The sequence below is a fragment of the Polyangium jinanense genome (genome assembly GCF_028435365.1).
In genome coordinates this window covers 327,051-340,182 of the sequence record NZ_JAGTJJ010000001.1, presented here as the reverse complement: position 1 = coordinate 340,182, position 13,132 = coordinate 327,051, and the positions used below count along the sequence as shown (strand labels likewise).

The following is a 13,132-nucleotide window of genomic DNA, read 5'->3' as shown; positions in this document are numbered from 1 at the left end:
GTTCCGGTGCTAACCCGCCCGCCCGATGCCGCGCCGTGACGATCTGAGAAAGATCCTGCTGATCGGCTCTGGTCCCATCATCATCGGGCAAGCGTGCGAGTTCGACTACTCGGGTACGCAGGGCGCGAAGGCGCTCGCGGCCGAGGGGTACGAGGTGATCCTCGTCAACTCGAACCCTGCGACGATCATGACGGACCCAGAGCTCGCGTACCGTACGTACGTGGAGCCGCTCGACGTGCCGACGTTGACGGCGATCCTCGAGCAAGAGCGGCCGGACGCGATCCTGCCGACGCTTGGAGGTCAAACGGCCTTGAACCTGGCGCTCGCGCTCGACGCGGCAGGCGTGCTCGCGCGGCTCGGGATCGAGCTCATCGGCGCGAGCCCCGCGGCGATCCGCAAGGCCGAGGATCGCGCGTTGTTCAAGGCGGCGATGGAGCGGATCGGGCTCACGTGTCCGCGGTCGGGCCACGTGAAGAGCGTGGAGGAGGCGCGCGCGCTGGCCGAGACGTCGGGGCCGTGGGGCGCGCCGCTCGGGTATCCGGTGATCGTGCGGCCGAGCTTCACGCTCGGGGGCTCGGGCGGCGGGATCGCGTTCCGGCCGGAGGAGCTCGATGCGAAGGTGCGCTGGGCGATCGAGCAGTCGCCGACGCACGAGACATTGATCGAGGAGAGCGTGCTCGGCTGGAAGGAGTTCGAGCTCGAAGTGATCCGCGACAAGGCGGACAACTTCATCGTCATCTGCTCGATCGAGAACATCGACCCGATGGGCGTGCACACGGGCGACTCGATCACGTGCGCGCCGTCGATGACGCTGACCGATCGCGAGTACCAGAGGCTCCGGAACGCGGCGCGCGCGGTGATGACGGAGATCGGGGTGGAGACGGGCGGCTCGAACGTCCAGTTCGCGGTGAACCCCGAGGACGGTCGGTTCGTGGTGATCGAGATGAACCCGCGCGTGTCGCGGTCGAGTGCGCTCGCCTCGAAAGCGACGGGGTATCCGATCGCGAAGATCGCGGCGAAGCTCGCGGTGGGCTACCGGCTCGACGAGCTGACGAACGACATCACGGGCACGAGCGCCGCGTTCGAACCGACGATCGATTACGTGGTCGTGAAGTGGCCGCGCTTCGCATTCGAAAAATTCCCCGGCGCGGATCGGCGGCTCGGGCCGCAGATGAAGAGCGTCGGCGAGGTGATGTCGATCGGGCGCACGTTCGCCGAGGCGCTGCAGAAGGCGGCGCGCTCGCTGGAGACCGGGCGAGATGGCCTGGAGTCACTGCTGGGGAAGGTCGACTACCGGCAGCTCGGCAGTGATCCGAACCAGGCGCGCGACATGTTGATGGACGCGCCGCGCGAGCCCTCGCTGCCCGTGGAGATGCCGCCGGCGAGCCACGAGGATCTGGTCACGGCGCTGGAGAAGATCGTGGGCGTGCCCGTCGCCGATCGCCTCTTCTACGTGGCGGACGCGGTGCGGCTCGGGATCCCGCTCGAGTCGCTGTACGAGGTGACGCGCATCGATCGCTGGTTCCTGTCGCAGATCGATCGGATCGTGCGGTTCGAGCGGACGCTCGCGGAGGTCGCGAAGGAGAAGGGCACGCTCGACGAGGGGACGCTGCGCGACGCGAAGCGGCTCGGGTTCTCGGATCGAGCGATCGCGCGGCTCATCGGGCGGACCGAGGACGAGGTGCGCGCGCTCCGGATGACGCTCGGCATGCGCGCGGTGTTCGGCCGCGTGGACACGTGCGCGGCGGAGTTCGTGGCGAAGACGCCGTACCTCTACTCGACGTACGAGCGCGAGAGCGAGGCCGCACCGAGCGGGCGGCGCAAGGTGATCATCCTGGGCGGCGGGCCGAACCGGATCGGGCAAGGGATCGAGTTCGACTACTGCTGCGTGCACGCAGCCTTCGCGCTCAGGGACCTCGGGTTCGAGACCATCATGGTCAACTGCAACCCGGAGACGGTCTCGACTGACTACGACACGTCCGATCGGCTCTACTTCGAGCCGCTCACGTTCGAGGACGTGCTCTCGATCTGCGACGAGGAGCGCAAGGACGGCGAGCTCGTCGGCGTCGTGGTGCAGTACGGCGGGCAGACGCCGCTGAAGCTCTCGGTGCCGCTCGCGCGCGCCGGTGTTCCGATCCTCGGCACGCCCGCGGATGCGATCGATCGCGCCGAGGATCGCGGTCGCTTCGACGCGCTGCTCACGAAGCTCGGGCTCAAGCGTCCGCGCGCAGCCGTGGCGTCGAGCGTCGAGGAGGCGATCGAGGCGGCGGGATCGATCGGCTACCCCGTGCTCGTGCGGCCTTCGTACGTGCTCGGCGGTCGGGCGATGATGATCTGCCACGAGGAGAAGGAGCTCGAGGCGTACACGCACGCGGCGGTCGAGGCTGCACGCGAGGCCGGCACGCACACGATCCTCGTGGACGAGTTCCTGAAGGACGCGATCGAGGTAGACGTCGACGCGCTCGGCGACGGTCGCGAGGTCGTGATCGGCGGCGTGATGCAGCACATCGAGGAAGCCGGGATCCACTCGGGTGACTCGTCGTGCGTGCTTCCGCCGCATTCGCTGCCGCTGGAGGTCGTGGCGTCGATCGAGGAGCAGACGCGGCAGCTCGCGCTGGAGCTCGGCGTGATCGGCCTCATGAACGTGCAGTTCGCGGTGAAGGGCGGGACGATCTACGTGCTCGAGGTCAACCCGCGCGCGTCGCGCACCGTGCCCTTCGTGTCGAAGGCGACGGGCCGACCGCTCGCGAAGATCGCGGCGCAGGTGATGGCGGGCAAGACGCTCGCGGAGCTCGGGATCACGGACGGCGTGATGCCGCAACACGTGGCCGTGAAGGAGTCCGTCTTCCCGTTCGCGAAGTTCCCGGGCGTCGACACGCAGCTCGGGCCGGAGATGCGCTCGACGGGCGAGGTGATGGGCATCGCGCCGACGTTCGCGCATGCGTTCGGCAAGGCGCTGCGGGCTTCGGGGATGCAGCTCCCGAAGACGGGGTGCGCGTTCATCTCGGTGAAGAACGACGACAAACCCGCGGCGTGCGTCATCGCGCGGCGGCTGCGCGCGCTCGGCTTCACGATCCTCGCGACGAGCGGGACGGCGCAAGCGCTCGCCCGCGCGCGGATCCCCGCGACGCCCATCAACAAGGTGAACGAGGGCTCGCCGCACGTCGTCGACGCGATCAAGGCAGGGCAGGTCTCGCTCGTCGTGAACACGACGGTCGGCGCGCGGTCGATCCGCGACAGCTACCCGATCCGGCGGAATGCTTTGCTCGCCAACGTTCCGTACTTCACGACGATGGCGGCCGCGATGGCCGCGGTCGACGTCCTCGAGGCGAGCGCGCACGACGCGCGTGCCGCGTATCGGGTCCGTTCGCTCCAGGAGTGGAACCCGTCTACGTGAGAGGCTGCGAGGGCCGCCGGCGTTCGATGCGCCGGCGGTCTACGTGTCCTTCGACTCGTTCGTGTCGTTCTTGCTCGCGTCGTTCGCGTCGCGATCGTCGTCATCCGACGATTCACGACGCTCACGTGGCGTGAGCGCCGCGGTGAGGGCCACCGCGAGCGCGCCGACGACGACGCTCCCGTAAAAGAGAATGTCGATGGCGCTGCCCGCGGACGAGCAGTTCGCACCCGGGCCGAGGCGCACCGCGAGCACGCCTTCGGGCAGCTCGGGCGGCCCCTCCGGCGTGCTCGCGCGTTCGGTCACTTGCCCACCACGATGCGCTGGCCGAAGGCCCGATCGACGGCCTCGCAGAACGAGCGAAACGCCTCGTACTCGGCCGACGTGATGCGCGCCTTCTTGAACGACAGGCCCGTCCGCACCGTGACCTTGCCCGGCGCTTGTTCGACCGTGACGTGGAACGCGCCGAACGGCGTGTCGAGCTTCTGCGCCGTGGGCGCCGCGCGCACCTTCATGCCCGCGGGCACCTTGATGACCCACTCCTCTTCACGGCTCGTGAGCGCCGAGAGCGTGACGTCGAGCGTGCGCTTCGACGACGGCGCGAGCTCGGCGACGAGGCGCGGCGTGATGCTGGCGGGCACGCTGAGCGCGTCGCCTTCGCGCCGCGCGAAGCTCGTGGCCTTGCCGCGGGTACGGATCTTCACGGCCTGCTCGACGTCGTCGAGGTCGCCCGTCTCCACGCCCGCGCGGCCCTTTTCGAGCTCGATCGGTCCGAAGTCCGAGGCGAGGTCCTGCGACGCGCGTTCGTGGCGCGTGCCCTCGGCGAGGTAGCGACGGCGCCAGTCGGGCGCGTACGCGCCGGCCACCTGCATGTCCGACACGAGCTGCGCCGAGCCACCGTCCGCGAGCGTCACCTCGACGTGGCGGCGCGTGAGCGACTGCTCCGGCGGCGGCTGCGGCAGCCGCACGAGCTTGGGTTTGCCCTCGTTTACGAGCAGGCCGATCGCCGCACGGTCCATCACGGGCAGCTCCATCGAGCCCGTGTGCTCGGCCGTGCCGTCGAGGTAGAGGTCCATCGAGGGCACGTAGACGATCGCGTGATCGAACGGCGCGAGGCTCGCGGGCTCGGGCGCGATGTCGCCGCGCATGCGCGTGCGGAGCAGGACGATCGTCGAGTTGATGCCGAGCTCGCGCAGCATCGTGACGATCAGGGTCGCCTTGTCCTTGCAGTCGCCCCAGCCGCGCGCGAGCGTCTGCGCGGCGCGGCGCGGCCGGATGCCCTCGATGCCGAACTCGAGCGCGACGTAACGTGTCTGCGTGGCGAACTTGTAGATCGCCTTCACCTTCGCGGCGTCGTCGGTCAGGCCCTTCGTGAGCTCGCGGGCGCGCTTGCGCACCTCGTCGTCGACGTCGAACTGCTCGCGCGCGAGGCCCCAGTACCACGCGCCCACCGCGTCCCACGTGTCGAACGTGGAGACGTGCACGGTGCCGAGCACCTCGGACCACGGCGGCATGTTGGGCTCGGGCGCGAGCGCCGGGACGTTCGTCCCCGTGAAGCGGTAGATGCGCTTGTCGCCCTCCTCCTTCACGTCTTCGACGAGCCCGGGGAGACGGTCGGTGCGGATGAAGAAGCGGCGCGACTTCGGCGTGATGAGGACGTACTCGCTGCTCGCGATGGGCTTGTCGTTCTGGAGGTACTGGACCTCGCCGAAGTAGTCGCTCTTCTCGTTGCGCGGCGCGACGTCCTCCACGCGGTAGCGCAGCTCGACGACGTCGCCCGCGTTGAGGCGCGGGAAGAGGACGACGAACGCGCGCTGCGACGTGTACATCGAGATCGCGGGGTTGTCCGCGGCGCCCTCGCCGCTCTCGATCGCCTCGTCGATCTTCCCGTTCGCGCGATAGACGCGGGCGGCGCGCAGATCGACGGTCTGGCGATCGGCCTCGTAGGCGAAGTCGTACTGGCGCGCCGACGCGGCGCTCTCGTCGGTGAGCGGCTGGAAGACGACCTGGTGGAAGCGGCTCGCGAGGCCGTTCGGGTAGACCGTCGTCACCGTGAGGTTGCGCATGAAGCGCATCGGGTAGCCCTGCGCGGGCTCCTTGCGCATCGGCAAAAACTTCTCGGGCGCCCACGCGTACGCCTCGTCCGCGCGCGGCGCCTTCGGCTCGATGTGCTCGACGTACTCGCGCACCTCCTTCGCTTGCGGGACGATCGTGAGGATCTGCCGCAATAGGTCGAGCTGCTTGTCGCGATCGCCTTCCTCTCCGTAGAGGTCGGAGAGCGCGCGCAGCGTCTGCACGTCTTCGGGCGCCATCGCCAGCGCTTGCTGGTAGGTCGCGAGCGCGCGGTCCTTTTGCCCGAGCGCGCGGTACGTGCGCGCCGCGAGCCCACGCGCCCACGCCGAGCCCGCGTCGACGCCGAGGAAACGATTGAGCCATCGCTCCGCGCCCGCGGCGTCGCGACGCGCCACCGCGAGCTCCACCTTCTGGCTCAGGAAGTCGGCGTCGTCGAAGCGCAGCGCGGCGTAACGCGCCTCGACCTCCTCGGCCTCGGTGTCGCGACCGAGCGAACGAAGTTGCGCGGCGAGTGCAGAGAGGAGCGAGACGCAGCGCGGGTTCTTCTGCACCGCCTTCTCCAGCATGCCGAGCGCCGTGCGCTTGAGGCCCGCTTCGACGGAGAGCTCGACCAGGCCGAGCGTGCCGCCGAGGTTGTCCGGGTCGAGCGCGAGGATGCGCTCGTAGATCGGCACCGCGTCGCGCCAATTCGCTCCCGTGCGCGCGAGGTGCGCCTCGGAGAGCAAGACGTCGAGCTTCTCGTCGTTCGTCTTCGCGAGCGCGCTCGCGCGTTCGACCCACGCGCGCCGCTGGTTTCGATCTTCCGCGAGCTCGCCTGCGAGCAAGAGCCTCTGCACGGTCGGCTCGGCCTCGGCGGCGCGGCGCGCGAGGTCGCGCGCCTTGTGCTCGGCCTTCGGATCACCGCCGGTGATCGCGAGGTAGCGCGCGTACTGCTCCAGCGCGGCGGGCGCAGGGCTCTTGCCGGACGTGAGCGTCTCGAACGCCTGCACGGGCCCGACCACGCGCCCTTGCTCCTTCGGCTCCTTTTTCTTTGCGCGCTCCTTCATCGCGGCGGCGGCCTCGGTGCTCGCTTCGAGGTCCGCGCGCACCTCGACGTCGAGGTCGGGCTTGCCGGTCTCGTCGCCGATGCGCAGCGCGAACTTCGGCGCGTCCTCGTCGCCGCAGACCTTCACCGTGACGCGGCTGAACGTCGGGCGCAGCGTCACGGTCGTCGCGAGCCGATCGATGTCGAGCTCGCGATACGCCGCGTCCTCGAGGATCTTCTCGCCGTCGTAGTAGACCTTGAACGCGCCCGCGGAGCCCATCCACAAGGTCGCCTTGCGTGCCTTCGTGCCGGGGCGCGCGCGGATGAACGTCGTCGCGTAGCCGCACACCGACTCGCGCGGGCGGAGGATGTCGCCGAAGTCGAACCATCCGTACGACGACGTCGTCGGCGGCACGCGCCAGCGAACGGCGCGCTCCTTTCCTTCGTAGGCGCGGCCTGCGGGGATCGCCTCGGTCAGCTCCGCCTCGGGCTGGTAGTCGATCGCGAAGCCCGTCTTGTTGTCGTTGTCGAACGGGCCCACGGTCATGTAGCGGCCGACGAACCCGAGCTTTTCGATCCGCGCGAGCGCGCCTTCGAGATCGCCGCGGCGCCGCCTCGCGTACGCGCCGAGCAGCTCCGCGTAGACACGCACGGGCGCGGGCAGCGCCTTGTTCTCCGTCGCCGCGACGATCGCCTCCTCGACGTGCGTCGGGTCCGCGCGATCCCAGGTGCGCCAGAGATCCCGCAGCGCCGTGTAGGCCTCGGGCCCCTTCGCGGAGGCGATCGAGGTGCTCGCATCGAGCACCTCGGTGTGGATCGTCCCGCCCTCTGCGCTCGCCGGGTACGTCGGGGCGATCGCGCAGCAGGCGAAAGTCAACGCGAGGGCGAGCCGTGCCTTCGCGCGGGGCGCGCGATCCAGGTGAGCACCACGTAAACGAGCCATCGACGGGCTATCCCGTGCGATGACCGGCTGGTCAAGGGGATGACAACGGGCCGTCCAGCGAGCTTCCCGACCGTGCGGGCGCGGGGGGATCCGGCCGTCGTGTCGCTGGCGTTTTCACTGCGTTTTTGTGAGCTTTTGTGGGAAACGCACGAGCTGCGTGGGGTAGGGTGGTCATCCGCCTTACCACGCTTCTCGATCATCGGGGAGGTTCATGGTGCGGGGGCGCCTTGGGTTTGGCGCTCGTGGAGGGGTCGGGCAGGAATCTGCGCGTTCGTTCCGAAAGGCCACCTTGCTCCGCGGCGCCTGCTTCGGATAGAACCATCGCTGCACGCGTCGACTGTGCGCCCGTGCGAAGAGCTCGAGCGGGTGTGCGAGGGTGGCTCTCCCGCGCCGTCATTCGGGGACGGGGCCCTCCGGCGGATCCGGCGGAAACGAAGGCACTCTAGGCAACGAGACGAAGACCCCATCGCGGAAGCGCTGGCGGAGGAACGATGGTCAATCCTCAGATGGTGATGTACGAGGAGGAGTTCAATCAGATCCAGAATGTGGTGGATCGCCTCGTCAAGGACGCCAATGCGAAGGTCGTTTTCATCGTTGACAAGAACGGGCAGCTGATCGCTGCGAGCGGCGACGTGGACAATCTCGACACCACGTCGCTCGCGTCGCTGACGGCCGGCAACATCGCGGCCACCGGCGGGATGGCGAAGCTCCTCAAGGAGAACGAGTTCGCGACTCAGTTCCACGAGGGCGAGAAGGCGAACATCCACATCCAGCTCGTCGGTAACCGCGTCATCCTCGTGGTGATCTTCGACTCCAAGTCCAGCCTCGGCCTCGTGCGTTTGCGCGTTCGCCGGGCGAGCGAGGAGCTGAACAACATCTTCGAGGCGCTCTTGAAGAAGGTCGCGGATCCCGGCGCCGACTCTCCGTTCGCCGAGATCACCGACGAAGACATCGACAACCTCTTCAACGACTAGGAGCGCGCGCGATGAGCTTCATCAACTACATGGCGCGCGAGATCAACTGCAAGATCGTCTATTACGGCCCGGGTTTGTGCGGGAAGACGACGAACTTGCAGTACATCTACGAGCGCACGAACCCCGATGCGAAGGGGAAGATGATCTCGCTGGCGACCGAAACGGATCGCACGCTCTTCTTCGACTTCTTGCCGCTCGCGCTCGGCGAAATTCGCGGCTTCAAGACCCGGTTCCACCTCTACACGGTGCCCGGTCAGGTCTTCTACGACGCGAGCCGCAAGCTCATCTTGAAGGGCGTCGACGGCGTCGTCTTCGTGGCCGACTCGCAGGTCGACCGCATGGAGGCGAACGAGGAGTCCGTCGAGAACCTCAAGACGAACCTCGAGGAGCAGGGCTACAAGCTCGAGAAGATCCCGTACGTCATCCAGTACAACAAGCGCGACCTGCCCGAGGTCGCGAGCGTCGAAGAGCTTCGCGAGAAGCTCAACCCGATGAACGTCCCCGACTTCGAGGGCGTCGCCCGAACCGGCGTCGGCGTGTTCGACACGCTGAAGGCGGTCGCGAAGCTCGTGCTCACCGAGCTCCGTAAAGGCGGCCCCTAAACCGTCGTCTCAGGACATCACACAACGCCTCGGCTTCTCGCATGCGCGAGGGGCCGGGGCGTTCGTGTTCCATGACGACAAAATGCCGAACGGCCGAAGGTCTCTCGTGGAGACATCTTCGGCCGTTGGCTTTTCGGGCGAGAGCCCCGGGCTTACCCGCGCTGGTAGATCCGGTTGCGGCGACCCTTGTTCTTCGCCTTCAACTTCGCGCGGTGGCGCTTCGACTTGCTGCGGTTGGTCTTCCGAGGACCCTTCGAGAGCATCAGGAACATGAGCCGACTTCCTCGTCTTGTGCGGCGCGATGGACGGCCGCTCCTGTAGGGAGGGCGGGAAGGTAGGCCATGTCGGCTCGAAGTTCAAACGAGATCGCGAAGTTTTCATGCACGGTCGAGGTCGTCTGCGGAAGACGGCCTTCGCGGTAGACTCGACGTCGATGCGGAGAGCGCCCACGCCGTCACGTCCCCGAAGGGCTCTGCCCAGGGCGATCACGTGGGTGCGTCTCGGCCTCGGCGGCGTCGTGGCGCTCGTGACGGCCTCGTGCGGCGCGAGCATCAACGCCGTCTACGAGGGCGACGTGCGGTTCGAGCACTGCATGGCGCTCGACATGGAGAAGCACGTCAAGCCCACGATCCGGAAGGCGTGCTGGGAAGAGTGGACGAAGTTCTACACGTTCGGTCAGACGCGTGATCGCGTGGAGTACGCGAAGCTGCGCATGAAGCAGCTCAGCGGCGCGAGCGACTTCGAAGAGTCGGACCTCGGCACGGAGGAGCCGCGCGTGGCCTCCGCGGTGCCAGAGCCGACGAGCGCGCTCGCGCCGCCGCCGATGATGCTCGCGGTGGACGCAGGCGCCTCGGGGCCCGGCGCGGACGCGTCCGCGGATGGCGCGGTGGATGCGTCGACGGCGCCGCCCGGATCGGCGTGCGCGGCATCGTGTGAAGCGACGTGGAACGAGTGCAAGGCGGCCTGCACGACGGCGACGTGCGAGCGCGGATGCACGGGGCAGTACAAGCGCTGCATGCGCAAGTGCTACTGAGCACGGGCGCGCCTCGGCAAAAAGACCCGGAATCTTGACGTTTTGCTCGGCGTATGGGTATCGGCAAACGAGATGACGTCGCTACCCGCATACGAGGACGGGGTGGCTCCCCATGAGGGGGGGCGGGGTGCAATTCGGGTGTTGAAGCCGCGCAGGGCCGCACCCGCGGACGCCGTGAGGCCGACGCGCGCCGAGGTGAACCTCGCGCACTTGCGGCACAACTACCGCGTCCTCGAGAAGATGCTCGGCGACGGCCAGACGAAGCCGGCGATCTGGGGCGTGCTCAAGGCCGACGCATACGGGCACGGCTCGGCGGCGGTGGCACGTACGCTCGAACGAGCCGGGATGCCGGGCCTTTGCGTGGCGCTGCTCGAAGAGGCGATCGAGCTACGGGACGCGGGGATCCGCGTGCCGATCCTGGTGATGGGCGGCTACTACGGGCCGCGGCGCGAGGGCCTGGAAGAGATCCTCGCGCGAGACCTCGTGCCGGTCGTGTACGACGCCGGGCAGATCGAGCGCATCGCGACGCTCGCGCGCTACGAGGCCGAAGGACGGCCGGTGCGCGTGCACCTGAAGGTGGACACGGGCATGGGCCGGCTCGGCGTGACGATGTCGGAGCTCGACGACGTGCTCGACGCGTTCGACGGTCGGCCGGAGGTGCAGCTCGACGGGCTGATGACGCACCTCGCCTGCGCGGACGGTGACGATCTCGAGCCGACGCAGGAGCAGCTCGCGCGGTTCGCGGAGGCGCGAGCACGCGTGCGAGCGCGTGGGTTCACGCCGCGGGTCGTGCATGCGGCGAACAGCGCGGGCGCGATGCGGCTCTCGGAGGCGCGTTTCGACGCGGTGCGGCCGGGGATCGCGCTCTTCGGAGTGCAGCCGATGCGTGGGCTCGCGCCGGAGCTGAAGACCGTGATCCGGGTGCGGACGGAGATCGTCGCGTTGCGGACGGTCGAGGCGGGTCAGTCGATCGGCTACGGGTACACGTGGCGAGCGCCGCGGCAGAGCGTGATCGCGACCGTGCCGATGGGGTACGCGGATGGCCTCGATCGGAAGCTTTCGAACCGCGGCCACGCGCTCGTGCGCGGGCGGCGCGTGCCGATGGTCGGGACGATGTCGATGGATCTGACGATGCTCGACGTGACGGAGATCCCGGGCGCGCGCATCGGCGACGAGGCGGTGCTCCTCGGACAGCAAGAGGGCGCGCTTGGGCGCGACGTCATCACGGCGGAGGAGATCGCCGAGACGACGGGCACGATCCCGTGGGAGGTGCTGACGAGCATCTCGCGGCGTGTTCCGCGGTTCTATCGCGAGCCCTGACGGTCGAGAGCGCGTGGCCCGGTCCTGCTAGGATCGGGTGTGATGGACCATCACGCGCTTCGTTCGGCTCGGGGGATCGTGGCCTCGTTCGTGCTCCTGGGTGCGTGTGGAATCGCGTCGACGCTCGGGGGGTGTGGGTCCGCGAGTGATGATCGCCTCCCGCCGCGTCCGCCGCTGCCCGTGCCCGATGCGGGCGGCGAAGGCGGCTTCGATGGAGGCGGTGGAGGCGGACCGCCGGCGCCCGACGCGGGCGGGTACTGCGGCAACGAGGTGCACCAGGCGATCGTCGATGCGCCGAACCTCTACTTCGTGCTCGATGCTTCGGGGAGCATGAACGCGCCCGCGCCCGGGGGGACGCGGTACGACGCGGTGCGGGTCGCGGTCGTGGATCTCGTGCGCAAGCTCGGGCCGCTCGTGAAGGTGGGCGCGGCGATCCTGCCGGCGCACGGTTCGAATCAGGATCAATGCGCGCCGGGCAAGCAGGTCTTTCCGGTCACGCAGGGCGATCCGATCACGGGCGAGGACGGGCCCACGACCACGGGGATCCGCGCGACGACGGCGACGAACCCGGTCGGAGGGACGCCGATCTCGCCGACGCTCGAAGCACTCACGCCGACGCTGCTCGCGCTCGAAGGCAAGACGTACGTCATCCTCGCGACGGACGGCGGTCCGAACTGCAACGAATCGGCCGCGTGTGGGAGCGAGGATTGCCAGCCGAACATGGAGGGCGACGAGGCATGTCTGTCCACGGGGACGAACTGCTGCGAGCCCGAACAACTTTGGGGTCCAACGTTCTGCGTGGACGAGCCCGCGTCGGTGGCTGCGATCGAGACGCTTCGTGCCGGAGGGCTCGAGGTGTTCGTCGTCGGGATCCCGGGCAGCGAGGCGTACGCGGGCGTGCTCGACGCGATGGCGATCGCGGGCGGATCGCCGAAGGACATAGCGCCGTTCTACTACCCGGTGAGCGAGCTCGGGTCGCTCGGCGGCGTGCTCGCGGAGATCGCGGCGGTCGCGGTGACGTGCGAGTTCGCGATCGTGGATCCGCCGAGCGAGGAGGGCATGACGAACGTGTACCTGGACGACGAGGTCTTGCCGTACAACGATCTCGACGGCTGGATCTGGATGCCGCCGTATATCGTGCGGCTGCTCGGCAAGGCTTGCGAGCGGCTGCAGGGTGGGCAGGTGAAGCAGGTGCAAATCGTGAGCGGTTGCCCGACGGAAATGCCGAAGTGAGCGAGCGTCTGCAGGTGTCGGTAGCGCGCGTCGAGCGCGGGGTCGAAGACGCGGAGGAGCTCGCGGCGATCGCGCACGCGGCGTTCTCGGGACCGTCGTTCTCGCCGGTGGACGAGCTCGAACGGCCCTGGGCGCGCGTGTGGGTCGCGCGGGGCGGCGTGCCGGGAGAGGCGCCGCGCGCGCTCGGGTTTCTCGTCGCGTGGCACGTCGTCGACGAGCTTCACGTGCTCAACGTGGCGACGGCGCCGGAGGTCCGTCGGCGTGGGATCGGCGCGGTGCTCGTGGAGACGGCGCTCGCGTTCGCAGCCGAGAATGGCGTGCGGCTCGTGCTGCTCGAGGTGCGACGCTCGAACGAGCCTGCGATCCGGCTCTACGAGAAGTTCGGCTTCGTCGTGTCGGGGGTGCGGGAGAGGTACTACGCGGACAACGACGAGGACGCGCTGGAGATGCAGCGCGTCCTCGCGTAGAGCAGCGATTCAATCGCTGCTCTGCGAGGTCGCGCAGCGAGTTCGCCTCGCGTCCCCCTCGGGACAAGA

9 protein-coding genes are annotated in these 13,132 nt (G+C 68.7%); 7 read left to right on the top strand and 2 right to left on the bottom strand.

Translation table 11 applies throughout. The annotated features are described in order from the left end of the window. Nucleotides 1–25: 25 nt before the first annotated feature. The gene (gene carB, locus KEG57_RS01335; RefSeq protein ID WP_272418476.1) at nucleotides 26–3,397 is read left to right on the top strand and encodes a carbamoyl-phosphate synthase large subunit; all 3,372 of its coding nucleotides are present in this window, start codon (nucleotides 26–28) and stop codon (nucleotides 3,395–3,397) included. Nucleotides 3,398–3,436: 39 nt separating this feature from the next. Here the strand turns inward: carB and KEG57_RS01330 are convergent, their stop codons facing one another. Next, on the bottom strand, nucleotides 3,437–3,700 hold the full coding sequence (locus tag KEG57_RS01330; RefSeq protein ID WP_272418477.1) for a hypothetical protein: 264 nt from the start codon (nucleotides 3,698–3,700) through the stop codon (nucleotides 3,437–3,439). Next, entirely contained in the window at nucleotides 3,697–7,434 is a 3,738-nt protein-coding gene (locus tag KEG57_RS01325; protein ID WP_272418478.1) for a DUF3857 domain-containing protein, read from the bottom strand. The genes KEG57_RS01330 and KEG57_RS01325 overlap by 4 nt, the downstream gene beginning before the upstream one ends. Before the next feature lie 491 nt (nucleotides 7,435–7,925). Between KEG57_RS01325 and KEG57_RS01320 the strand changes: the two genes are divergently transcribed. The 6 genes from KEG57_RS01320 to rimI all read left to right on the top strand — a co-directional run bounded on the left by KEG57_RS01320 (nucleotide 7,926) and on the right by rimI (nucleotide 13,063). Beyond that, nucleotides 7,926–8,408: a roadblock/LC7 domain-containing protein gene (locus tag KEG57_RS01320; RefSeq protein ID WP_136930304.1), complete on the top strand. Its 483-nt coding sequence runs from the start codon at nucleotides 7,926–7,928 to the stop codon at nucleotides 8,406–8,408. An 11-nt stretch (nucleotides 8,409–8,419) separates the two neighbouring features. Next, nucleotides 8,420–9,010, top strand: a complete 591-nt coding sequence (locus KEG57_RS01315) for a GTP-binding protein (protein WP_272418479.1) — start codon at nucleotides 8,420–8,422, stop codon at nucleotides 9,008–9,010. Nucleotides 9,011–9,503: 493 nt separating this feature from the next. Beyond that, nucleotides 9,504–10,043 carry a hypothetical protein gene (locus KEG57_RS01310; protein ID WP_272458019.1) on the top strand — a complete coding sequence of 180 codons (540 nt, stop codon included), beginning with the start codon at nucleotides 9,504–9,506 and terminating at the stop codon, nucleotides 10,041–10,043. Between the two features lie 174 nt (nucleotides 10,044–10,217). Further along, nucleotides 10,218–11,363 (top strand): alanine racemase, encoded by a 1,146-nt coding sequence (alr, locus tag KEG57_RS01305; RefSeq protein ID WP_272418481.1) that lies wholly within the window; start codon nucleotides 10,218–10,220, stop codon nucleotides 11,361–11,363. Nucleotides 11,364–11,405: 42 nt separating this feature from the next. Beyond that, nucleotides 11,406–12,596 carry a vWA domain-containing protein gene (locus KEG57_RS01300; protein WP_272418482.1) on the top strand — a complete coding sequence of 397 codons (1,191 nt, stop codon included), beginning with the start codon at nucleotides 11,406–11,408 and terminating at the stop codon, nucleotides 12,594–12,596. Continuing rightward, nucleotides 12,593–13,063 (top strand): ribosomal protein S18-alanine N-acetyltransferase, encoded by a 471-nt coding sequence (gene rimI / locus KEG57_RS01295; RefSeq protein ID WP_272418483.1) that lies wholly within the window; start codon nucleotides 12,593–12,595, stop codon nucleotides 13,061–13,063. The genes KEG57_RS01300 and rimI overlap by 4 nt, the downstream gene beginning before the upstream one ends. The last annotated feature ends 69 nt before the right edge of the window (nucleotides 13,064–13,132 follow it).